The organism is Marinobacter flavimaris, from assembly GCF_045057155.1.
GTDB lineage: Bacteria > Pseudomonadota > Gammaproteobacteria > Pseudomonadales > Oleiphilaceae > Marinobacter > Marinobacter manganoxydans.
In genome coordinates this window covers 1,130,550-1,151,998 of record NZ_CP171359.1, presented here as the reverse complement: position 1 = coordinate 1,151,998, position 21,449 = coordinate 1,130,550, and the positions used below count along the sequence as shown (strand labels likewise).

21 protein-coding genes and 2 tRNA genes are annotated in these 21,449 nt (G+C 57.2%); 15 read left to right on the top strand and 8 right to left on the bottom strand.

Annotation, left to right across the window (positions count from 1 at the left end; all coding sequences use genetic code 11):
• The 7 genes from ACGK9W_RS05440 (at window position 1) to ACGK9W_RS05410 (ending at window position 7,562) form a co-directional block, all read left to right on the top strand.
• The gene (locus tag ACGK9W_RS05440) at window positions 1-1,272 is read left to right on the top strand and encodes a hypothetical protein (RefSeq protein ID WP_405419467.1); all 1,272 of its coding nucleotides are present in this window, start codon (window positions 1-3) and stop codon (window positions 1,270-1,272) included.
• Window positions 1,273-1,365: 93 nt separating this feature from the next.
• Window positions 1,366-1,602 (top strand): type II toxin-antitoxin system Phd/YefM family antitoxin, encoded by a 237-nt coding sequence (locus tag ACGK9W_RS05435; protein WP_041333254.1) that lies wholly within the window; start codon window positions 1,366-1,368, stop codon window positions 1,600-1,602.
• A complete protein-coding gene (locus ACGK9W_RS05430) occupies window positions 1,602-2,036 on the top strand; it encodes a type II toxin-antitoxin system VapC family toxin (protein ID WP_405419463.1) in 435 nt (144 codons plus the stop codon). Before ACGK9W_RS05435 ends, ACGK9W_RS05430 begins: the two co-directional genes overlap by 1 nt.
• A gap of 5 nt (window positions 2,037-2,041) precedes the next feature.
• The gene (locus ACGK9W_RS05425) at window positions 2,042-3,316 is read left to right on the top strand and encodes a hypothetical protein (RefSeq protein ID WP_405419460.1); all 1,275 of its coding nucleotides are present in this window, start codon (window positions 2,042-2,044) and stop codon (window positions 3,314-3,316) included.
• Window positions 3,309-3,902: a condensin complex protein MksE gene (locus tag ACGK9W_RS05420; protein ID WP_091848202.1), complete on the top strand. Its 594-nt coding sequence runs from the start codon at window positions 3,309-3,311 to the stop codon at window positions 3,900-3,902. The genes ACGK9W_RS05425 and ACGK9W_RS05420 overlap by 8 nt, the downstream gene beginning before the upstream one ends.
• On the top strand, window positions 3,899-6,670 hold the full coding sequence (locus tag ACGK9W_RS05415) for a hypothetical protein (RefSeq protein WP_405419456.1): 2,772 nt from the start codon (window positions 3,899-3,901) through the stop codon (window positions 6,668-6,670). Before ACGK9W_RS05420 ends, ACGK9W_RS05415 begins: the two co-directional genes overlap by 4 nt.
• Window positions 6,671-6,680: 10 nt before the next feature.
• Window positions 6,681-7,562: a hypothetical protein gene (locus tag ACGK9W_RS05410; RefSeq protein ID WP_405419453.1), complete on the top strand. Its 882-nt coding sequence runs from the start codon at window positions 6,681-6,683 to the stop codon at window positions 7,560-7,562.
• Window positions 7,563-7,715: 153 nt separating this feature from the next.
• On the opposite strand, the gene ACGK9W_RS05405 is transcribed toward ACGK9W_RS05410, so the two are convergent.
• Together ACGK9W_RS05405 and ACGK9W_RS05400 are read right to left on the bottom strand one after the other, a co-directional pair.
• Window positions 7,716-7,789: transfer RNA gene (locus tag ACGK9W_RS05405), tRNA-Cys, on the bottom strand.
• Window positions 7,790-7,849: 60 nt separating this feature from the next.
• Window positions 7,850-7,925: transfer RNA gene (locus ACGK9W_RS05400), tRNA-Gly, on the bottom strand.
• Between the two features lie 224 nt (window positions 7,926-8,149).
• Between ACGK9W_RS05400 and ACGK9W_RS05395 the strand changes: the two genes are divergently transcribed.
• From ACGK9W_RS05395 to ACGK9W_RS05380, 4 genes are read left to right on the top strand one after another with little or no spacing between them, the layout of a single operon-like run.
• On the top strand, window positions 8,150-9,316 hold the full coding sequence (locus ACGK9W_RS05395; protein ID WP_405419451.1) for an MlaE family ABC transporter permease: 1,167 nt from the start codon (window positions 8,150-8,152) through the stop codon (window positions 9,314-9,316).
• Between the two features lie 11 nt (window positions 9,317-9,327).
• Window positions 9,328-10,152 carry an ABC transporter ATP-binding protein gene (locus ACGK9W_RS05390; RefSeq protein WP_405419448.1) on the top strand — a complete coding sequence of 275 codons (825 nt, stop codon included), beginning with the start codon at window positions 9,328-9,330 and terminating at the stop codon, window positions 10,150-10,152.
• Between the two features lie 2 nt (window positions 10,153-10,154).
• Window positions 10,155-11,093: an MlaD family protein gene (locus tag ACGK9W_RS05385; protein WP_405419445.1), complete on the top strand. Its 939-nt coding sequence runs from the start codon at window positions 10,155-10,157 to the stop codon at window positions 11,091-11,093.
• Window positions 11,090-11,743 (top strand): ABC-type transport auxiliary lipoprotein family protein, encoded by a 654-nt coding sequence (locus ACGK9W_RS05380; RefSeq protein WP_405419442.1) that lies wholly within the window; start codon window positions 11,090-11,092, stop codon window positions 11,741-11,743. Before ACGK9W_RS05385 ends, ACGK9W_RS05380 begins: the two co-directional genes overlap by 4 nt.
• Here the strand turns inward: ACGK9W_RS05380 and pgsA are convergent.
• The 5 genes from pgsA to ACGK9W_RS05355 form a co-directional block, all read right to left on the bottom strand.
• A complete protein-coding gene (gene pgsA, locus ACGK9W_RS05375) occupies window positions 11,676-12,254 on the bottom strand; it encodes a CDP-diacylglycerol--glycerol-3-phosphate 3-phosphatidyltransferase (protein ID WP_405419439.1) in 579 nt (192 codons plus the stop codon). The genes ACGK9W_RS05380 and pgsA overlap by 68 nt on opposite strands.
• Before the next feature lie 7 nt (window positions 12,255-12,261).
• Window positions 12,262-14,124, bottom strand: a complete 1,863-nt coding sequence (gene uvrC / locus ACGK9W_RS05370) for an excinuclease ABC subunit UvrC (protein WP_405419436.1) — start codon at window positions 14,122-14,124, stop codon at window positions 12,262-12,264.
• Window positions 14,108-14,770 (bottom strand): UvrY/SirA/GacA family response regulator transcription factor, encoded by a 663-nt coding sequence (uvrY, locus tag ACGK9W_RS05365; protein ID WP_008174467.1) that lies wholly within the window; start codon window positions 14,768-14,770, stop codon window positions 14,108-14,110. The genes uvrC and uvrY overlap by 17 nt, the downstream gene beginning before the upstream one ends.
• 99 nt (window positions 14,771-14,869) lie before the next feature.
• Window positions 14,870-15,121 (bottom strand): hypothetical protein, encoded by a 252-nt coding sequence (locus ACGK9W_RS05360; protein ID WP_008174466.1) that lies wholly within the window; start codon window positions 15,119-15,121, stop codon window positions 14,870-14,872.
• An 84-nt stretch (window positions 15,122-15,205) separates the two neighbouring features.
• Window positions 15,206-16,825, bottom strand: coding sequence for a methyl-accepting chemotaxis protein (locus tag ACGK9W_RS05355; RefSeq protein ID WP_405419432.1), 1,620 nt, complete (start codon window positions 16,823-16,825; stop codon window positions 15,206-15,208).
• A 168-nt stretch (window positions 16,826-16,993) separates the two neighbouring features.
• On the opposite strand from ACGK9W_RS05355, the gene ACGK9W_RS05350 reads away from it, so the two are divergent.
• Together ACGK9W_RS05350 and ACGK9W_RS05345 are read left to right on the top strand one after the other, a co-directional pair.
• A complete protein-coding gene (locus tag ACGK9W_RS05350; RefSeq protein ID WP_273018066.1) occupies window positions 16,994-17,698 on the top strand; it encodes an AzlC family ABC transporter permease in 705 nt (234 codons plus the stop codon).
• Window positions 17,691-18,020, top strand: a complete 330-nt coding sequence (locus ACGK9W_RS05345) for a branched-chain amino acid transporter permease (RefSeq protein WP_273069343.1) — start codon at window positions 17,691-17,693, stop codon at window positions 18,018-18,020. Before ACGK9W_RS05350 ends, ACGK9W_RS05345 begins: the two co-directional genes overlap by 8 nt.
• A gap of 11 nt (window positions 18,021-18,031) precedes the next feature.
• On the opposite strand, the gene ACGK9W_RS05340 is transcribed toward ACGK9W_RS05345, so the two are convergent.
• Window positions 18,032-18,436 (bottom strand): DUF1330 domain-containing protein, encoded by a 405-nt coding sequence (locus tag ACGK9W_RS05340; RefSeq protein ID WP_014576954.1) that lies wholly within the window; start codon window positions 18,434-18,436, stop codon window positions 18,032-18,034.
• A 161-nt stretch (window positions 18,437-18,597) separates the two neighbouring features.
• Between ACGK9W_RS05340 and ACGK9W_RS05335 the strand changes: the two genes are divergently transcribed.
• Both ACGK9W_RS05335 and ACGK9W_RS05330 read left to right on the top strand, forming a co-directional pair.
• Window positions 18,598-19,059 (top strand): 2Fe-2S iron-sulfur cluster-binding protein, encoded by a 462-nt coding sequence (locus ACGK9W_RS05335; RefSeq protein WP_273157321.1) that lies wholly within the window; start codon window positions 18,598-18,600, stop codon window positions 19,057-19,059.
• Window positions 19,056-21,389: a molybdopterin cofactor-binding domain-containing protein gene (locus ACGK9W_RS05330; protein ID WP_273082221.1), complete on the top strand. Its 2,334-nt coding sequence runs from the start codon at window positions 19,056-19,058 to the stop codon at window positions 21,387-21,389. Before ACGK9W_RS05335 ends, ACGK9W_RS05330 begins: the two co-directional genes overlap by 4 nt.
• Window positions 21,390-21,449 lie beyond the last annotated feature (60 nt).

Genomic DNA, 21,449 nt, shown 5'->3' with positions numbered 1-21,449 from the left:
ATGGCACCAAGATACCGCTCTGAAAAACACTCATCGCTGCACAGATACCCTGGCCTCTATCAGAGCGAGGACGGTGTCTACTTCGTTATCCATCCCATTACGAAAAAACGCGGCACCCTGGACACCAGGGACAGGAATCAAGCGATCCGACTGTGGTCAATGCTTAACCATAGGTGGGAGGCCGAAGTCCAAGAAAGGAAAACCAACGCCCTGGCTGAAAAATTGGATAGCCTCTCGATACCAGCAAGCAAGGGGGATCACATCCTGCTCCAGGACTACCTGAAGAAATGGAGAACGGAGGTCCTCGGTCATCAAATAAAGGGCAAGAGCATAGTTTGGTCGGAGTGCCAAGTCCTATCCCTACGAGGACCGAATAAAGGCGCCCCTATCGCTAAACCAACCCGAGTTGATTACGCGAGCGATGCCCGGCAGTTGGAGCAGAGCGACGATGCAAAATTCCCGCTTTCTGATCCGCAAATCCTTCGCAAGATTCGCAAACTGCTTTCCCCATGGCTGCCGATGCCTACCCATTACAACGGTCTCAAAAACACGTTGAACCGGGTGTTCCTCCATGCGGTTCAGGAAGGTCTCATTGACCGAAATCCGATGATCGATATACGTAAAGCCGCCGAAGAAAAACGCCAAGTTCTCATCCCTGATGAGGCCTACCGGAAGATAACTGAACACCTGTGCGTCCATCGTCATAACAAGCGAGATATGGACGGCACGTGGCGTGCGAAGATTTGCGATCTCATTTACATGATGAGTCAGCAGCCAATTGACGTTTTCAATTTGAAGGAAAGCCAAGGTGAGCTCTATGACAAACCCATCGATCGCGGGGACTATTTCGCCTACGGAGTGATCCGCTTTGCTCGCCACAAAACTAAAATCGGCATCGAACTCGAGATGAACGAGGATCTTGCCGATCTGTGGAAGTGGTTTGTGGAGTTCAAGCGGAAGGAGGCCATCATAAGCGAATACCTCCTAGTATACCCACGCTACTTCGATAAGCGCTCCAGAGCTCAACAAGTAAAACACAGAACTATGCAGGCCGCCTGGCGAGATGCCTGCAAGGCAGCAGGCTATGGAGGCATGTACCACCTCAGAGACCTCCGCAAGAAAGGACTGACCGAAGAATTCCTGAGCCAAGGAGAAAACGACAAAGGCGGACATGAAACGCAGGCCATGCGGAATCATTATCGGTTGATCAAGCCGCCTAAGCGGGCGAGGACAACGATCAGATTTGAGCGGGAACAGAAACTTTCTGAGTGAGTTAGATAAAACCGAAAAATCTCCAACGGACCTGATTGCTATAGAACTTCTACTGAGAGTACACTTATTGTGTACACGGATAGGGTGAGAATTATGCAAACGATCAATGTTCGAGAAACTCGGGAAAAGCTCTCAAATCTTCTGGACGCTGTGGCCGCAGGAGAAGAGGTTGTAATTCTGCGTCACGGTAAACCTGCTGCACGCCTAACCGCGGCCTTGCCCGAAAAGATTCAGTTTCCAAACCGTTCGGAACTCAGGGCATCTCTGCCCCCCGTCCGGGAAAGCTCTGCTCAGGCGGTGCGGGAACTCAGAGACGAAGAGCGCTATTAATGTTGTACTTTGATACCAGCGCCGTTCTCCCCTACTACCGACAAGAGCATGCTAGCGATCGTGTTCAGACATTGCTTGAGGCGCAAACCCAACCTGTTCTTATCAGTCATTTGACGGAAGTTGAGGTGGCAAGCGCACTGGCCCGGTGGGTTCGGATGGGAGAGCTCAGCGAACCCCAGGCGAACCGGATCGAAAGTGCATTCCACGATGATGTCAGCCATGGGCGCTTCAGCCTGTGCCCCATTGAAACGGCCCACTATAAACGGGCCAGCCACTGGGTTGGCGCCAGGAAGACAAGTTTGAGAACGTTGGATGCACTTCATTTGGCATGCGCAGAACATCACCAGGCTCAACTTATCAGTGAGGATGAAGCGTTGGTGAACGCGGCGGTTTTCTTTGGCATCGACGCCCGCCTTGCTTCGAAGGGCGACTAAACACCATGGCTAGCCCAAAACACCTCACTCGAACACTTTATGAGCAATGGGAAACTGTCGAGGCACTGGTTCGGGCCACCCGGGAGATGCCGGCGTTCTCCGAGGAACAGGTTCTTGCTGCCATTCGCCAGGCTCAACCGGCCCTGGACGACGTTCAAGTCAGGGAGGCCCTACGTAGGCTTTTTGGAAGTGGCGTAATGGAGACTCAAAGCCGCTCTGAAAGCTTCGTGGTCAATGCCCATGTACTTGAGTTTGTCCGTGGCCTGACGCATGAACACGAACTAGGACTGTCATCAGTCATTCAGGCGCGCATCGAAGCAATTCGTGGCGCGACAGAGACCCTCACCGCGGGTATCGAAGCCGGAGATACCGGTCAGCAGACTCAAGCCATTAACCAACTATCTACCCTGTTCAGAGATATTGCCCGCCAGCTCGAGCAGGACCGCCATGCGATTGCCGAGCTGGCCGAGCAAGCAAAATCAGCAGACACCCGGGCTCCCATTGCAAAACGCTACAAGTCCGTCCTCGACGCGTACGACCAATATGTAGAACCGATGAACGAGATGATGGATTCCGGACCTTCCGGCATTTTCTACCATCACCTCGCCGCAGCGGAAGACGCCCTCGACCTCGGATACAATCGCCTGAATACCAAAGGCGCACTCTACAGCCACCTCAACCGTCTCCGGCACGTTGGTTATCAGGCCAAGGAACTGCGACGACTGGGGCGAATCACGGCTCAGCAATGTGCTGAAATTCTGTTGCCCCTCCGAGAAGAGGCACGCCAACACAACAATCTTTCCTCAGCTATCAGCCGGTTGTTGGGACAGGTTCGCAAAAAAGGGCTCAACCGCACCTTTCGCAAACGCCAGGATCAGTCTTGGCTGCCGGTGTGGCGCGTGAATCAAAGCCGCAGTGTGTCTGTAGGCGACGAAATAAAAACAATCATGGCGGAAGCGAGGAACTTTGAGCCTTCTGAACGGGAGTTCCCGGGCGAAGTCGATGCGGCACCCATAACCATTGCTGAGTGGATTGACGAAGAACAGCTCCGGCAACAGTTGTTAAAGGACCTCCCGGTCGGCAACCTTTTGGAGTGGCTGAAGCACCACTACCCCTCCCTGCCTGACCAGGTTCTTCTGCGGCTCTATCATGACCTGGCACGAGAGGACCTATGGGAGATGGAGCTGGAAGCGCAGCCTACAATATCCGCCCTTTCCCTGATTTCAGTGCACTACTGGCCCTACCGTCTGACACAACCGGTGAATAAAACTCGTGAGTAATACCAGCCAATTCCAACAAATCGCTAGCAACCTGCCAAACCTGGCCCATCTTTTTCGGTGGTTCAACCGGGGCCGGCATCTCAACCGGATCTCAGAACCAGTATTGTGGGAAGAGCTTGAACGCAACCTCGACGATTATGTGGCCATTTTTACCGCACTGGGTTTTGACCTTCGCCTTGATGGCCGGGGCTTCGCCTGGTTCCATCAGGACGACGGCAGCAGCAATACAAACAAAGCCACCCGGCAACTGGCCCTGTTGTTCATGGTCATCTTTGATACTCAAGCGGATGCCGGCATTCCGCTGATGAAATTCGAGCATTGGCGAATCGATCAAACCCTGCTGACAACGGTTTTCGAGCAACACCAGGACTTGCTGAAGGCAGAAGAGCTGGATCTGTCCGGCCTGGCGAGCCTGATGAGAACCGCAGAAAACTTCGGCTTTGCCCGTTACGATAGCGGAGCCTGGCAGCTGTTGCCTGCTGTGTGTCGTTACCTGGATCATTACGAAGAACTGGCCAGCCAGGTGGATCAGGATGAAGATGTTTCCTGGGCTAGCGATCAGGATGACGAGGATAATTCCCTATGAGTTCCGATTACGGCTTCCAGCAGCTGGTACTTCTCAACAGCGCCGGCTATGAGCGCGCAGAGCTCCCTCTGGATGAGTCAGTTTCTCTCATTGCCCCCAACAATACTGGCAAGACCAGCCTGATTAATGCCCTGCAATATCTGCTGATTATCGACAAGCGGCACCTGGATTTTGGTGCCCACGACAAAGACAAAGCGAGACGTTTCTACTTCCCATCCAATAGCAGCTATATCCTGCTAGAAGTCACTTTACCTGAAGCTGGCTCTGTGGTGCTGGGGTGTGTGGGCAAGGGCTTTAGTCATGACTACGCCTATTTTGCCTATCGGGGCCCTCTGAAAATTGAGGAGTACAGGCTGGCCAATGGCAAGCTGGTGACGCAGCCACAGCTGTTGGAGCAGCTGGCTCATCACGGGCGAACGGCCAATTTCTACTCATCGACTGAGTTTGCCGAAATGGTCTACGGTGGTGCCCGAAAGCGGGGACAGTCCAGCTCCGAATTTACCATTTTCCGGCTAGAGAACCGCAAGGATGCAAACGCCTACCGTCAGGTTCTTACCCGCACCCTACGTCTCGACAAACTCAGTTCCGGCGAAGTAAAACGCCACCTGCTGCAGATCTTCAGCCGTCTGTTGCCGGACTCCGTGGTGGATTTCAAACAGGAATGGGATAAGGCTTTTGCCGAGGTGAACCAGGATCGGGAACAATACCGGGCCGCCAAAAACCAGCAAACTCAGATTGACGACCTGGAACGCCAGCAGGACGAACGACTCGCCACCAGAGGCCGAATCATTGCCCGCCGACCGCTCATCGACGATGGCCTGCAACGCTGGCAGAACCATTACCAGACAGAAAGCGAAAGCCTCCAGCATCAGCATGGGAAATTGCACAAGCAGGAAGCAGAATTGCTTCAGAGGGACAGGGAGCAGACCCGCCGCCAGATTGAGCTCAATCAGCAGTTGGAGGCACTGAACAAGGACGAGCAGCGCCGTGACGTACTGGAGAACCGGTTCGCGCTGGTCAATGACCGCAGCCAGCTTGAGCAGCAACTTGCTAGTGCCACCGCAGAACGCGACCGTCAGATTGCTTTACTCGCCAATGCCTATGGGCAGTCTGCGACCGCCACTGATCATCAATTGCGGCGGGAGGAGCAGGAGCTATCAGCACTGCGCAAGGAACAGGAAACACTCTCGGACAATCTTTATCTCACACTTAAACAGCACCTCTCCGAAGAGCAGATCAGTATTCTCAACCGAGGGCTCAACCGCCAACTGCTTACCTTGCCGCCTGGGGACTATCAACTGGATTCGGGCCAGCTGCGCCAATGGCTGCAGGAAATGCGCGAAGATCGGTTTCAACTACCCGGGCTGAATCTGTCTGTTGAACACCAAGCGCCGCAGTATGAACAGCGAACAGACGAAGAGATTGCCCAACTGATTGAGGATTGCCAAGACCGGCACCGGCAGTTGCAGGAACAAAAGGCCGCCACCGAAGAATTGGACACTCAGAAGAAGCGGAAGGTAGAACTGGAGCAGGAAGTAAAACGCCTGGAAAAGGACCTGGAACAGTTTGACGAACTGGCTCAACTTCAGAAATCGCGCCCGGATCGCCTGAAAGCAATGGAGGCAACCAATCAAGAGCTGGCAGAGATAGAGCACGCTCAGAAACAGGCGGGTGCCCAGCAACAGACGCTCAGGGAGCAGATCCAGGAAGTCGCCAAGCAGCGGCAAGCACTGGATACCGCTCACCAGGAGATAGATCGTATCCGCCAGAACCGTGGCGACACCGACGAGCAGTTCAACTGGCTTGCTGACCTGCCCCATACCCCCTGGGTTGGCGACCTGGAGCTACCGCTCGACCAACTGGCGCAAACGCTGCGTAACTATCAGCAGGACTGCTATCAGTTAAAAGAACTGGACCGGGATCTGCAGCACCGACGCATCACGCTGCATAGCGGTGGCCTGACGAAATTCCAGTATGCCCCCAACCCGGAAGAGGAAATCCGGTTGATGGTAGAGTTCCGCCATCATCTGGCCCGAGAGGCAGAAGCCCTGGAAAAGAAAGCCCGCAGTGCCGTGGTCACTGTGACGGCCAGCCTCAGGGATCTTCGGGACAACCTGCAGTCATTCGAAAACGCCATGCATGAATTCAACCGTCTGATCAGCCGCAGGAAACTGTCGGATCTCAAGGTCTTCCGCATTCAGCCGGTTCACGAGAATCACCTTGTCGAAGCGATCGACTTGTTGATCCAAACGGCAGAAAAAGTGGAGTCTGGCGAATCCTTCGAGCTCTTCAACCAATCCAGCGTACTGGACGACCGACAGCTGGACCAAGCCCGCCAGTTACTGATCGACGAAGGTAGCGCTCGACAAGGGCTGAAGGTTGCCGATTTGTTTCGCCTCACTTTCGAGCTGGGCAAAGAAAACCAGGACGTAGAAAGCTTTGACGACATCGACAGCGCAGCTTCCAACGGTACCGTGCTCATGGCCAAGTTGGTGACCGGCCTGGCCATGCTCCACCTGATGCAGGATAAGAGCCGTAATGTTCAAGCCCTTTGCTACCTGGACGAAGCCCTGGCGCTGGATGCTGCAAACCAAAGAAGTTTGATCAAAACCGCTTCCGAATTCGGATTCGCTCTTATGTTCGCTTCCCCTTCACCGTTGATTACCGCTCATTACTGCGTCCCTATCCAACAGTTGAGCAACGGAAAAAACCACATCAGCCGCAAGCACTGGCAGATTCTGCAGCCGCTTGAAGCTGTCGAGGTATGAGCTTTCATCAATGAACAGGTCACTCAGAGAAGCATTGATTAAACTTGAGAATTCCGATGGAGAATGTCTTGGATCACGGTTCACCCCCTCACAGAAGCGCGTTCTTGAGGAGTTTCTCGGCAGAACCGCATGTGTCACCAAGCTGCGTCGGGGCAATGGCTTCGTTTATCGCGTCAGCAACTCACCGGTTTTTGAGCAACACCTTCGGGAGTTGCGGCCCGATGTAAATTCAGCCAACCAGGCGGATCCAGTTCGGGCACAAAACCTCGCGCTTACCCGGTCCACCAAAGGTCGAAAGAGTTCACACGCAGCTTCTTACCGACTACTGAAGGCAACAATACCGGGCGTAATCTGGAATCGTGATGGAGAGTTGCTCGACCTATGGCAGCTGACATTCATCGCCGGCGCCCTCGCCGTCGATATCAGCCAGAATGAAACGCCTCTGGCCACCGACAGCCTCTTGTGGCTGGTGGAGAACCAGGGGTTGCTGGATGACACCAGCTGGGTGCCCGAAGACTTGCACGGATCTGTACTCTATTATCAGGGCCAGCTCAGTGAACGACTGATAGAGTGGCTATGCGGGAAAAAACGAAGTCCACGGATTCTCATGTTTCCAGACTACGATGGCGTCGGACTAGAGAACTATGCCCGCCTGCGCAAAGCGCTGGGTGAGGACGCCGAACTATGGCTAATGCCTGACTGGAAACGCAAACTGGAGCGCTATGGCAATTCTGAGGTATGGCGAAATAATCTTAAATATGTTGCCAATGCCGAGGAAAGTTTAAATTTGGATCAGGAACCGGATGAGGTGCTGGAGCTGATTGAGGCGCTTAAGCTGAGCGGTAAGGCGTTAGAGCAAGAGGCTGTGTTTTTGGTCACAACAGACAACTAATCACGCTTGCTCAAGATGCCCTGCACATTCACTTGTCCGCTCTTATGCCACGGATTGAAGCGGATAATATTTTGGGTTTAATTTGGATATTTTTTGGGTGAGAAAATCAACTAAATGGGGATGAAGTAATTTGTTGATTTTAAAGGGTAAAAATGGAGGCGCGGGTCGGAATCGAACCGGCGTACACGGAGTTGCAGTCCGCTGCATAACCACTCTGCCACCGCGCCGGAAAAGATCGAAGGGATCGGATCTTTGTGCTCTCAGGTGGGCAATGAGAGACTTGAAATTGGAGCGGGAAACGAGATTCGAACTCGCGACCCCAACCTTGGCAAGGTTGTGCTCTACCAACTGAGCTATTCCCGCTCTTTGTTTCCGGGGCATTGCCTCGTCAACGGCTGCGTATTCTACGGATTACCGTTCGGGCGTCAATAGTTTTTTATCAAGTTTTTGTTTTATTGGAGATTGTGGGCAAAGTTTGGCCAATTGCACGGCAGCATGCAAACATGCACCTTCGTCACTGGCAGAGATCCCCCGCACTCTTTAAGCTAGGGATTGGCAGGCAACATCACTCAGGGATTCGACAGAACGTGCCCAGTCCTGATTCATCCGAGCAGACCGATCCACAACAACCGACGTCCAGCCCCGGATCCGTCACCGTTGAAGCCGGCACTCTGAGTGTTAACGGCGACTGGCTGTTGAGCCATTACCGGTCTCTGGCGTCCCTGGCGTCGTCAATGTCACCCAGGGATATGAGTAAACTGTCGATCGACCTCTCGGGGCTGACGCGGATTGATACCGCCGGAGCCTCACAACTGGCCACCCTGATCGGCCCGGAGCATTTGCTCGAAGCCGCCTCGGCCGATAGCGAATTGCCCCGGGAAACATCCGCCCTGATCGCCGCTGTTTGCGAGGCTATGACAAATCAGCCCGAGGCGGATCGGCGCGCGCCTTCCCTCGTTTGGAGCTTTGTGACCGGAACCGGCCAGAAGGTGGAAAGCATCTTCCGGCTTCTGTGGATCCTTGTGGGCTTTATTGGCCAGACGCTCGGCACCCTGGCCTGGAACCTTCCCCGGCCCTGGCGCTGGCGGATGACGCCCTTTGTGGCTGCGGTTCATGACACCGGCCTGAACGCCCTGCCCATTGTGGCACTACTCACATTTCTGGTGGGTGCCGTGGTAGCGTTTCTGGGGGCGACCGTGCTGGATGATTTTGGCGCCACCATCTACACGGTTAACCTGGTGGCCTTCTCCTTCCTGCGGGAATTCGGGGTGCTGTTGGCCGCAATCCTGCTCGCCGGCCGGACCGCCAGCGCGTTTACCGCCCACATTGGCGCCATGAAGGTTAACGAGGAGCTGGATGCCATCCGCACCCTGGGCCTGAACCCCATCGAACTGCTGGTGCTACCCAGGGTAATGGCGATGATGGTGAGCCTCCCCATTCTCACCTTTGTGGGCATGATCTCCGGTATGGTTGGCGGCGCCATGGTCTGTGCCCTGGTGCTGGATATCTCGCCGACGCAGTTCATGGCCATCGTTGAGCGGGACATTGCCCTCCAGCATTTCGTTGTCGGCATTGTGAAAGCGCCAATCTTTGCATTCCTGATTGCTGTGATTGGCTGCCTGGAGGGATTCAAGGTGGCTGGCAGTGCGCAATCCGTGGGTGAGCACACAACGTCCAGCGTAGTTCAGTCCATCTTTATGGTGATTCTGTTGGATTCCATTGCTGCACTATTCTTTATGGAAATGGGCTGGTAATCATGGCGGCTATGACGGCATCCCCGAGTACTGAAGCCAGAAATAAGCCGGTGATTGCGGTGCGGGATCTGTGCAACCGCTTCGGCGAGCATGTTGTGCACGAGAATCTCGACCTGGACCTGCTGCGCGGCGAAATACTGGGCGTGGTTGGCGGGTCAGGAACCGGCAAAACCGTGCTTTTGCGCAGTATCGTTGGGTTGAACACGCCAGCCTCGGGCCATATCCGGGTGTTTGGCGAGGATCTTATCCAGCTTCCGGCACGTGCACGCTCCCGGGTTGAGCAACGCTTCGGGGTTCTGTTCCAGGGTGGCGCCCTGTTTACCTCCCTCAACCTGCAGGAGAATATCGCCGTTCCCCTGATTGAACATGCCGGCCTGAAGCGACCCGAGGCTGAACAGCTGGCCCGGATGAAGCTGGCGCTGACCGGTTTGCCGCCGGATGCAGCGGTTCGTTACCCGTCCGAACTCTCCGGCGGCATGGTGAAGCGGGCGAGCCTGGCGCGGGCCCTGGCACTGGATCCGGAAATCCTGTTCCTGGATGAGCCCACAGCGGGTCTGGACCCGATTGGGGCGGCTGCGTTTGATAGGCTGATTGTGACGCTTCGGGATGCCCTGGGGCTGACCGTGTTTCTGGTCACCCATGATCTGGACACCCTGTACTCAACCTGTGACAGGGTTGCGGTACTGTCACAGCGCAAGGTGCTGGTAGCTGATACGCTGGAGGCTGTTGCCGCGACGGAGGATGAGTGGATTCAGGACTACTTTAACGGCCCCCGGGGCCGGGCTGCGAGCTACGCATTCAGGGACCATTCGAACAAACGGAATCAGGAGCAATAACCATGGAGCCAAGGGCCCACCACCTGATCATTGGCCTGTTTACCATTCTGGCCTTTGCGGCCGCGCTGATCTTTTCTCTGTGGCTGGCGAAATCCTCCGCCGATCGGGATTGGGGCTACTATGAAATCGTCTTCGACCATGCGGTGGGCGGCCTTTCCGAGGGTAACCCTGTGCTCTACAGCGGCGTTCAGATTGGTGATGTGGTGGAGCTGAATCTGGACCCGGACAACCCCGGCCACGTGCGGGTTCTGGTTCGGGTGGATCAGTCGGTTCCCATTCGTGAAAACACCAAGGCCGGCCTGGTGCTCGCCAACATTACCGGCAGCATGAGCGTTCAATTCAGCGGTGGAAGCCCGGACCAGCCAGCCCTGAAAGGCGACAGGGATAATCCGCCAGTTATTATGGCCGAGCCCTCGGCATTCAATAACCTGCTTGCCAATGGCGAACAACTTCTGACCAAAGCAGACCGCCTGCTCACCAGTGCCACGGAGCTGTTATCCGGTGACAACATCGAGAATGCCTCTGCCATCCTGAAAAACACTCGGGAAGCCACGGATGCCCTGCTCGACCGCCGGGACCAGCTGATCGCCCTGCTCGAACAATTCGACGCCGCTGCCATTCGCGCCGAGGAAGCGGCCATCAAGGTGTCCAATGTCTCGGATAACGCCAACGAACTGCTGCAAAACGACGGCCAGCGGGTCCTGGAATCCATGGACCAGGCCCTTGCGGTTATCACCAGCACCATGGCGCGGATTGATGAGCTGACCCGTAACAACCAGGGGGCAATGGATGCCGGGCTCCAGGGCATGGGAGAGCTCGCACCCGCGCTGCGGGAGCTGAGGGCAACCCTGCGGAGCCTGAACCAGTTTACTCATCGCCTGGAGCAGGATCCGACTGGCACCCTGTTCGGCAATGAAACCATGAAGGAGATGGCGCAGTGACATTGAGGTCAATCAGTAACCTGACACTCCTCCTCGGTGCTGCCGTTGCCGGCGGCTGTACGGTGTTTCCGAACCCGGAGCCACCGAGGGTTATGGACCTGGCCGTGGCCCAGGCGGTGCCAGCGGCGGAGCAACCGGTTCAGGCCTCCCTTCGTGTTGATACACCCTACGCCTCAGAGCCTTTTAACGGGTCGCTGATTCTGGCGAAACCCACGCCTCAGGAGTTCCGGGCCTACGAGGGGACCCGCTGGCGGGACACGGCACCGGTGGTGGTCCGGGATACGCTGGTCAGCAGCCTTCGTCAGAGTGGCGCCTACACGAACGTGATTACCGACACCAATCCGGCGCAGGCTGAATTGACCCTGGTCACCGAACTCTCGGCGTTTCATTCGGAAACCCTGGAATCCGGACCGCAGGTGGTTATCGAGCTGCACCTGCAGATGATTCACAACCGTTCAAGGGCCAGCCTGTGCACTCGCACTGAGCGGGTTGTGGAGCCGGCATCAGGCACATCGGTTGACCAGATTGTTGAGGCCTTCGGAACCGCTGGCAGCGATTTGGCCGCCAGGGTGATTGAATGGGCTACGAGGTGTGACTATCCGTCTCGGCTGAGGCCTTCTCCGGAAACAGATCCGCCCAGGCAGCCTTGAGGTAGAGGCCCATGGACCAGAGGGTGAGAGTCGCGGCGATATAGAGCAGCACCAGGGCGACATTGGCCCAGAGAACGCCGGGAGGAAACGCCAGAAGACCCACAATCGCGCACATCTGCGCTGTGGTCTTGATCTTGCCGATGAAGGAAACCGCCACACTGTTGCGGCTGCCAATTTCCGCCATCCACTCCCGCAAGGCGGAAATGACAATCTCACGGCCGATAATAACGGTGGCCGGAATCGTCAGCAGAATCGCCGAGTGCTCCTCGATCAGCACAGCCAGCGCAACGGCTACCATGAGCTTGTCTGCGACCGGGTCCAGGAAGGCGCCGAACGGGGTGCTCTGGTCGAGTTTTCGCGCCAGGTAACCGTCCAGCCAGTCTGTGGCCGCCGCCAAGCCGAAAATCGCCGCGCTCACGAGGTAGCTCCACCCCACCGGAAGATAGAAAATCACCACAAACACCGGGATCATGATGATGCGGGAAAGGGTGAGGATGTTTGGTAAATTCATGCTGTCCTTACTCGTCGTGCAATGCTGCGTATATGGTTTCGGCCAGTGATTTGCTGATGCCCTGCACTTTGGTCATCTCATCAACCCCGGCCTTGCGGAGTTCCTGTATTCCGCCAAAATATCGAATCAGGTCGCGACGCTTCTTCGGCCCCACGCCCTCAATGCCTTCCAGTGTAGACTGCCGGCGCTTTTTGTCCCTCCGGGCCCTGTGCCCGGTAATAGCAAAACGGTGGGACTCATCCCGGATATGCTGGATCAGGTGCAGCGCTGGCGAATCTGCCGGCACCCGGAACACATCCCCGGTCATGGCATCAATAAGCTGCTCCATGCCTGCACGACGGGTCACGCCCTTGGCGACACCGATCAGCGGGATATCGGAAATCTCTAGTTCATCAAAAACTTCCCGGGCAATATTCAACTGCCCCTTACCACCGTCTATGAAGACCAGATCCGGGCGTTTGCCCTCGCCGGCCACCATCCGCTTGTAGCGACGGGAAAGCACCTGGCGCATGGCGGCGTAATCATCGCCGGCCGTAACCCCCTCGATATTGTACAGGCGGTAATCACTCTTCACGGGGCCATTCTCATCGAAAACCACGCAGGATGCGACGGTATTTTCCCCGTGGCTGTGGCTGATATCGAAACACTCCATGCGTGACGGCGTCTCCGACAGCTCCAGAAGACCCCTCAGGGCCAGCAGGCGCCGGTATACGGTCTCCTTGCTCGCCAGGTGCGTAAGCAGGGTCTGGCGGGCGTTGGTCATGGCCAGTTCCAGCCAACGGCGGCGTTCACCGCGAACATTGCCCCGAATCCGGGTTTCCCGGTTCGCCGATTCAGTGAGCGCCTGGGCCAACAGTTCCTGACCCTCCACTTCAACGGGCACCAGGATATCCCGCGGAATCTCCCGCCGGGTGTTGCCGCCGAAATAGTACTGCCCGAGGAAGGCACTGAGCAGTTCGCCCTCGGTCTGCTCGATGGAGTAGCGAGGGAAGTAGTCCTTGGTGCCGAGCACACGGCCACCGCGCACGATGATCACTACGATGCAGACGATACCCGCGTCCTGGGCAATTGCGATGACATCCGCATCGCCGCCCTCACCGTCTACCGACTGCTGTTCCTGGACATGGCGCAGATGATTGATCTGGTCGCGATAGGCCGCCGCTTTCTCGAACTCCAGGTTCTTGGAAGCGGCCTCCATGGCATTCATCAGATCGTGGAGGATCGCAGGGTTTTTCCCCTCCAGAAACATGGTCGCGTGGCGGATGTCCTGCTGGTACTCCTCGGGCGTAATGTATTCAACACACGGTGCCGTGCAGCGGTTAATCTGGTACTGCAGGCAAGGCCTCGTGCGATTCCTGAAAAAGCTTTCACTACAGTTTCTTATGCGGAAAATCTTCTGTAACACATTAAGACTTTCCTTGACCGCACCCGAGCTCGGAAACGGCCCGAACCAGGTGCCGCCACCCTTTTTAGTGCGCCCACGACGGAACGTCAGCGAGGGGTAATCGCTATGCGACGACAAATAGATATAGGGATAGGACTTATCGTCACGGAGCAGGATGTTATAGGGCGGCCGTAACGATTTGATCAGGTTCTGTTCGAGCAGCAGCGCCTCGGTTTCACTGCCGGTAATCGTCACTTCGATAGAGGCAATCTTGCCCACCAGGGCTTCGGTCTTGGGCGCAAGGCCGGTCTTGCGGAAGTAGCTGCCAACCCGTTTTTTCAGGTTGCGGGCCTTGCCCACGTAAAGAACCGAGCCACCCTCGTCGTACATTCGGTAGACGCCGGGCCGCTCGGTCAACTGTTTCAGGAAGCTCTTGCTGTCAAACTCCCCGATGTGGGTGCTCTCAGGGTCAGACCTTGTCGGCATCAAGCAACCCGAGCCGCACTGCCATCAGGGCCAATTCGACATCACTGGAAATTTCCAGTTTCTCGAAGATCCGGTAGCGGTAGCTGTTCACGGTCTTCGGACTCAGGCACAGCTTGTCCGAAATGTCCTGCACCTTCTGGCAATCCACCACCATCATCGCGATCTGCATTTCCCGCTCGGAAAGCCGGTCGAACAGCGAGAGCTCGCCATCCTCGTCCCGATCGCCGCCGCCCAGTTGCTTCAGGGCCATCTTCTGGGCAATTTCCGGGCTGATATAGCGCTGGCCGGTGTGAGCCATACGAATGGCGCGGACCATCTCTTTGATATCCGCGCCCTTGGTGATGTAGGCGGTGGCACCGCTTTGCATGACGCGCGTCGGATAGGGGTCGTCCGCGCAGGCGGTTACCACGATCACGCGAATGGAATCATCAATGCGGAGTATGCGACGGGTCGCCTCAAGGCCCCCGATGCCTGGCATGCGGATATCCATGAGCACGATGTCCGGCCGCTCCTGGCGGACGAAATCGATGGCATCCTCTCCGGATGGCGCCTGCCCGATGACTTCAATGTCCGGGTTGTCAGCCAGCATCCGGGTAATACCGGACCTCACCAGCTCATGGTCATCTACAACCAGTACCCTGATCAAAATTCACCTCGCACACGGCTTTCGGAAAACAGCGCGATTGTAACGTTTAGTTCCTGCCCCGGGTAGGTGCAAACACAAATACCGTGACACACCTGACGCCTAAGCCGGCACACCCAGCCCGGCGGTGTTTTCCACGGGATCGAACCAGACCACCAAATCGCCCCGGCGCACCGCAGACATGACCCTGCTCTGCTCGCCCATGGGGTTTTCAGTGTCGTTCAGTCCGTGGTATCGGGTGCAGTACTCTTCCACCAAGCCCTGAAGCTGGTCTTCGGTCAGCAACTCGGTGTCGACAACGAATTTTTCCTGTCTGGGGTCTTGCTCGGGCTGGTTTTCGGCGCTGTCGGTCATACTACCTCCTTTGACGCCACCATGTTACGAGTTATGGTGGCGAGGTAGAAGCCCGGAGGGGGGATCCGGGCAAACAATCCTTGATCAGGCTGGTTCTGCGGCCGTTCGGAAACGTGCGATCAATTGTCGCATTGAGACCGACTCCTGCCTGAGCGCTTCGCTGATGGTCCGGGTTTGCTCGACGGTTTCAATGAGGAAATCGGCGCTTTCGTCCAGCGCTGTTGAACGGCGGCCTACCCGCCCGATCTCGTCCCGTTGAAACGCAACCGCAGAGCTGATCTCGGCGCTGTGGTTCTCAAGATCCACGAACTGGCCCTGCAGGGATTGAAGGTGTCCCTTGAGGGCAGCCAAATGCTCGCGGTTGCTGCTGCCGGCATCGCGCATTTCCTCCAAAAGCGCATCGACGCTGCTTACGCCGGATACGAGGTCCTGCACCCACTGGGAGATATCCCGGGTAGAGTCGGAGGTGCGACGGGACAGGGTCCGAACCTCATCGGCTACAACGGCAAATCCACGACCGTGCTCCCCTGCTCGAGCCGCTTCGATCGCTGCGTTCAGTGCCAGCAAGTTGGTCTGCTCGGCAATATCGGCAATCACTCCGATGACCTGCTCAATCTTGCCCGTGGATTCGTTAAGGGCATGAATGGATCCTGAAACGCGCGAAATGACATCCACCGTATGTTCCGCGGCGCCCTCGCTGGTGGTGAGTCGATGCTGGACTTCTTCGTTGGCCGCCACCGCCGATTTCACAGTACTGGCAGACTCATCTGTGGCTCGCTCGATGGCCGAGGCCTGGTCCGCAATGGCGGCCATGGATTGGCTGACGTCGTGGATCTGCTTTCGGGTTTGCTCGGAGGCGGACTGGAGGGATTCCGCACCGTTATCCAGGGCGCCGGAACGCTCATCCAGACCACCGGCAGCCGACCGGATGTCTGCGATGAAATGCTCGAACCGGGAAACCAACCCACCCAGTGCATTGGCAACACCAGCCACTTCGTCGCGCCCTTTCAGGACTGGCACCCGTGTAAGATCGGCGTTCTTTTCCATGGCAACCAGATCGTTTTGCATACCCTGCAAGCGCAGAATAACCGACTGCCTCAACCACCAGGTCATGGCGATAACAATAAGCAGAAAGGATACGGAACCGGCAATCACAAAGGTCTGCTGGCCAGCCAGAAACGACAGCAACTCGTCGGCGCCGTCAGATACAGACTTCCTGCTTTGAAACTGGCGACCAGCAATCGCTTCGAGCATCGGCTCCATGGCCGGGAACAGATCGAAATCCACGACCTGGCCGACACGGTAATAGCTTTTCTCTGCAATGCCCTCTTTCATCCGGGCGATAAGCGCCAGTACCCGCTCGAAATCCTCACGATGTGCCTCTGCCCACTCGCTCAACCCCGGATCCGTTTCCAGACTCTGCCAATGTGCCGGCAAAGCGGTCTCCAAACGGCTGAACTCGGTCTCGATTTCATCCCACAGCAGAAGCTGGGCCTTGATCTTGTACGCAAGATCCTGGAGGTGCCTGTGGTCCTGTTCGAGATCCGCCAGTAGCCAGGCTTCGTTGAGGTTGGTCTGGATCAGGGTTTTGGAGGCGTCTTCCGCTTTCAGGATGATGCTCCAGGACAGAGCGGAAAGTCCTGCGACGGCAAAGACCGAGAGAAAAGCGAAAAAAAGGATGCGGGTTCTTACTGTGCCGAACATGACAACTCCAACAGCGGGCTATGCCACGGATGGTATGCCGATTTTGTGACACTTTTATTGCACCCTTAGCGTCAGCTTTTCATCGCTCGCCCTCGTTAATGGTGTTAACCACTTCAAAAAATTCCACCGATTCTCTATCATCGCCGCTTTCTGACCGTTTGGATGCTAATGAACCAGTCCGTCTTCAGACTCACGCTGCCCATCTTGTTCGGCTATCTTCCGCTGGGCATGGCCTTTGGTGTGCTGTTCTCAACACAGCTCGAGTATGCCTGGTGGGCTGCGCCGTTGATGGGAATCGTGATTTACGCCGGAGCCGGCCAGATACTGGCCGTCAGCCTTCTGGCCGTTAACGCGGGCCTGCTGGAAGTCTTCATTGCGATGTTTGTTCTGAACGCCCGCCATCTGTTCTACGGGCTTTCATTGCTGGGCCAGTTCAAGGGTGCGGGCTGGCGAAAACTCTATCTGATTTTCGGTTTGACCGATGAAACCTATTCCCTGCTCACCAGCCGCCCACGAGGAAGCGACCGGGCCCACGAACAGGAGGTCGATTTCCGAATTACCGGCTTTAACCAGTGTTACTGGGTGGCGGGTTGCGCAATCGGTGCATTGCTTGGCGACAATGTCGCCTTTGACAGCACCGGTATTGAGTTCGCGTTGGTGGCTCTGTTCATTGTTCTGACTCTGGAGCAATTCAAAGCCCTGGGAGAAGGCTTCCCGATCTGGCTCGGAGCAGCGGCCGCGGGCGTCGCAATGCTGATTTTGCCACCGGCACATCAGTTGATCGGTGCCATTGCGCTGGTCACTGCCGTCCTGCTGTTCGAATACCGGAAGCATCGCGGGCAGGTACCGGGCGAGGAGAGCAGCCATGGGTGAATCCGGCTATCTGGCGGCATTCATTGCGGTGGCGGCAGTCGCGACTTTTGCCACGCGGGTGATTCCCTTTCTGTTTTTCGAGAGGCACACGGAGCATCCGCTGGTGCGCCATCTGGGGCGCTACCTTCCTGCGGCCGTGATGGCGTTGCTGGCCACGGTATTTCTGCAGCGCTCGGCGGAATGGTCCGGCTCATGGATGGGGTTCGAAGCCCTGCTTCCCGGCGTCCTCGTGGTGATTATTCACCTCTGGCGCCGCAATGCCCTGCTCTCTATCGCCGCAGGAACCATCAGCTACATGGCCATCCAGCAAGCCGGGCTTTGATCCGGCTTTAATTACATCCGTGTTTCAAGGTTGGCGACCAGCCGTGAATCCTGAAGGGCAGCGGTGCGGTGTTTGACCACGCCTTTGTATTCCCGACTTTCGATCATGGCCATGAAGGCATCGATTGAGGGATACCTGACCAGAAGCACCTGATCCCAGGATTCATCCGGGGGCGCAATCAGCGATCCAACACTGCGGCCAGACCAGATGACTTCTGCGCCGACCGATTTTACGCAGGCGGCCGCCTCCTCCATATAGAGCTTGTAGGCTTCGCGGCCGCTTCGCTCCGGCGCCTCTTCCTTGTAATTGGCCCGATCACGGAAGCGCAGCAGATTCAGCATGACAACGGGCTGGTCTTTCGGGGTATCCGCCAGGACTTTTTGCAGCTGTTCGGGGGTGGGATTAACGGCGTCCATCCTTATCCTCTTCTTCTCTTGTTTCCGGGGCCTACTATAGCCCAGGCCCGAGGCGAGCGTGCAAGCGATTTTATTACCTTTCATCCAGATTGCTCTTTTTACTCTGCCAGTTCGTAGGGCTACAGTGAAGGAGACGCAAAACTCACAAACGAGAGGACGTTATGGCTACCCTCACGATCAACGGCGAGCGCTACGAGCTCGACGTCCCCGACGACATGCCCCTGCTCTGGGTAATCCGCGACGTTGTCGGCCTCAAAGGAACCAAGTTCGGATGCGGGATGTCCCAGTGCGGCGCCTGCACAGTTCATCTCAACGGAACGGCAATCCGCTCCTGCGTCACACCGGTCTCTGCGGCCAGTGGCGAGATCACCACCATTGAAGCCATGGCCGACGACCCGGTTGGTAGCAAAGTTCAGCAGGCCTGGCTCGATCTTGGGGTGGCCCAGTGCGGATACTGCCAGGGTGGCCAGATCATGAACGCCACAGCGCTGCTAAAAAGAACACCGAACCCCGAGACCGGGGAGATTGTGGATGCCATGGCAGGGAATCTCTGTCGCTGCGGCACCTACAACCGCATTCTGGCGGCGATTGAACGAGCTTCCGGCAAGGAGGGTGAAGCATGAGCGCCGATGACAACTTGATGATAGCCAACGTGAGCCGCAGGCGCTTCCTGATGGGCCTGGCGGGTGGCTCTGCCCTAGTACTAGCAGCCCGTTGGGATGTGGCCCTGGCTGGCAATGAAAAGGCTCAATTCGGTGCCGGAGCCATGCCCGGCGGATGGGTGGACGACCCGAACGTGTTCATCCATATCGATGCTGATGGCCTGGTTACCATTGTGAACAACCGCTCCGAAATGGGTCAGGGCATCCGGACCAGCCTGGTGATGGTCGGTGCCGACGAGCTTGGCGCAGACTGGGATCAGGTAAGGGTCGAGCAGGCGGAAGGCGATCACGACAAATACGGCAACCAGAACACCGACGGTTCCCGCAGCATGCGCCACTGGTACCAGCCCATGCGCCGAGCCGCAGCGGCGGCCAGACAGATGCTGGAGCAGGCGGCCGCCAATGAGTGGGGCGTGCCGGTTAGTGAGGTGCAGGCTGGCGTACACAGCATCGTTCACACGCCTTCCGGCAAGGAACTCGGCTTTGGGGAACTCGCAGCCAAGGCTCGGGAGCTCGACGTTCCCGGGCGCAATGCACTGGTACTCAAGCGCGACGATGAGCTGCGATTTGTCGGCAAGGAAACCGGCCTCATTAACGGCGAGCTGAAGTCCGCATACCCTAAAGCCATCGACGGTGAGGATATTGTCACCGGTAAGGCGGTGTATGGCGCTGATGTTCCCTTCGAGGACCTGCTCTATGCGGTGATCGCCCGTCCACCGGTTTACGGGGCTACTGTTGGCGATTTCGACGACACCGAGGCCCTCAAGGTGCCCGGTGTTGAGAAGGTACTCAAGGTTGAGGGCACCGGCCAACCGGCGGGCTTCAGCCCGCTCGGCGGTATTGCCGTGGTGGCATCGAATACCTGGGCCGCCATGGAGGGTCGCAAGGCTCTGAAGATCGACTGGAATCTGGAGCCTGCCGGCGACAACGCAAGCTATACGTCGGCCACTTACAGGGAATCCCTTGAGAAAGCGGCGCAGCAACCTGGCAAGGTCGTCCGTCAGCATGGCGATCTGGACACAGCTCTGGAAAACGCTAGCGAGCGGGTCTCCGCCACCTACTACATGCCCCACATGGCCCAGGCTCCCATGGAGCCCCCGGTGGCGACCGTGCGGATCAAGGACGGCAAGGCAGAGGTATGGGCGCCCGTTCAGAATCCGCAGGCGACCCGCGATACCGTGGCCGGGCGACTGGGCCTGGATGCGAAGAACGTGACCGTTCACGTTACCCTGCTTGGCGGTGGCTTTGGTCGCAAGTCCAAACCGGATTTTGCCATTGAAGCGGCCAGTATCGCCGAGGCCTTCAAAGGTCGGCCGGTCCGGCTGCAGTGGTCACGGGAAGATGATATTCACCACGCCTACTATCACGCCGTGTCTGTGGATTATCTCGAAGCGGGACTGGACAACAACGGGCAGGCCACCGGCTGGCTGCACCGGACCCTCTCTCCCAGTATTGGCTCGCTGTTTGCGCCCGACCCGAAACACAAGGGCGAATTCGAACTGGGCATGGGTTTCAACACCATGCCGTTCTCGGTGCCGGCCCTGAGGCTGGAGAATCCACCTGCGCCCGCCCATGTGCGAATCGGCTGGTTCCGCTCGGTCTACAACCTGCCCCATGCCTGGGCGATCCAGAGCTTTGCCCATGAGATGGCTGTAGCCGCCGGCAAGGACCATCGCGACTACGTGCTGGACCTGCTCGGCCCGGACCGGGAGATCCACAATCTCACCGTGGGCGATGGCTGGAATTATGGCGAAGACCCGGATCTCTACCCTATCGACATCGGGCGCATGCGTAACGTAATCGAGCGGGTAACCAGGGAGGCAGACTGGGGTAAATCCACCGGCAAGAATCGAGGGTTGGGCCTCGCCTTCCACCACAGCTTCGTATCGTACACCGCGATTGTCTTTGATGTGGAAGTCGATGATCAGGGCGAGCTCACCATCCATCGGGCAGACATTGCCTTCGATTGCGGCCCGCAGGCCAACCCGGAGCGGATTCGCTCCCAGCTGGAAGGCGCCATAGTGATGGGCATTGGCATCGCGCTGCAAAGCGAGGTGACATTCGAAGACGGTGTGGCGCAGCAGGGTAACTTCGACAAGTACCTGATCCCGCGCATGCCGGATGCACCCAAAACCCTGCGGGTTCACCTGGTCGACAACCCGGATGAGGCCATGGGTGGTGTTGGTGAGCCAGGCCTGCCTCCGGTAGCGCCGGCATTGTGCAATGCGATCTATGCCGCAACCGGCAAACGCATCCGGCGCCTGCCCGTTGGCGACCAACTGAAAGCCTGAAAGTGATCAGGGCCCCTCGGGGCCCTGTTTTTTTTACGGCACTCCCCCTCTCCGCCCCAT

Excerpts from the sequence above, each read along its gene's own strand:
- ACGK9W_RS05440 (WP_405419467.1), top strand. The coding sequence starts at position 1 with ATGGCACCAAGATACCGCTCTGAAAAACACTCATCGCTGCACAGATAC.
- ACGK9W_RS05435 (WP_041333254.1), top strand. The coding sequence starts at position 1,366 with ATGCAAACGATCAATGTTCGAGAAACTCGGGAAAAGCTCTCAAATCTT.
- ACGK9W_RS05430 (WP_405419463.1), top strand. The coding sequence starts at position 1,602 with ATGTTGTACTTTGATACCAGCGCCGTTCTCCCCTACTACCGACAAGAG.
- ACGK9W_RS05425 (WP_405419460.1), top strand. The coding sequence starts at position 2,042 with ATGGCTAGCCCAAAACACCTCACTCGAACACTTTATGAGCAATGGGAA.
- ACGK9W_RS05415 (WP_405419456.1), top strand. The coding sequence starts at position 3,899 with ATGAGTTCCGATTACGGCTTCCAGCAGCTGGTACTTCTCAACAGCGCC.
- ACGK9W_RS05410 (WP_405419453.1), top strand. The coding sequence starts at position 6,681 with ATGAACAGGTCACTCAGAGAAGCATTGATTAAACTTGAGAATTCCGAT.
- ACGK9W_RS05390 (WP_405419448.1), top strand. The coding sequence starts at position 9,328 with ATGACGGCATCCCCGAGTACTGAAGCCAGAAATAAGCCGGTGATTGCG.
- ACGK9W_RS05385 (WP_405419445.1), top strand. The coding sequence starts at position 10,155 with ATGGAGCCAAGGGCCCACCACCTGATCATTGGCCTGTTTACCATTCTG.
- pgsA (WP_405419439.1), bottom strand. The coding sequence starts at position 12,254 with ATGAATTTACCAAACATCCTCACCCTTTCCCGCATCATCATGATCCCG.
- uvrC (WP_405419436.1), bottom strand. The coding sequence starts at position 14,124 with ATGCCGACAAGGTCTGACCCTGAGAGCACCCACATCGGGGAGTTTGAC.
- ACGK9W_RS05360 (WP_008174466.1), bottom strand. The coding sequence starts at position 15,121 with ATGACCGACAGCGCCGAAAACCAGCCCGAGCAAGACCCCAGACAGGAA.
- ACGK9W_RS05355 (WP_405419432.1), bottom strand. The coding sequence starts at position 16,825 with ATGTTCGGCACAGTAAGAACCCGCATCCTTTTTTTCGCTTTTCTCTCG.
- ACGK9W_RS05350 (WP_273018066.1), top strand. The coding sequence starts at position 16,994 with ATGAACCAGTCCGTCTTCAGACTCACGCTGCCCATCTTGTTCGGCTAT.
- ACGK9W_RS05345 (WP_273069343.1), top strand. The coding sequence starts at position 17,691 with ATGGGTGAATCCGGCTATCTGGCGGCATTCATTGCGGTGGCGGCAGTC.
- ACGK9W_RS05340 (WP_014576954.1), bottom strand. The coding sequence starts at position 18,436 with ATGGACGCCGTTAATCCCACCCCCGAACAGCTGCAAAAAGTCCTGGCG.
- ACGK9W_RS05335 (WP_273157321.1), top strand. The coding sequence starts at position 18,598 with ATGGCTACCCTCACGATCAACGGCGAGCGCTACGAGCTCGACGTCCCC.
- ACGK9W_RS05330 (WP_273082221.1), top strand. The coding sequence starts at position 19,056 with ATGAGCGCCGATGACAACTTGATGATAGCCAACGTGAGCCGCAGGCGC.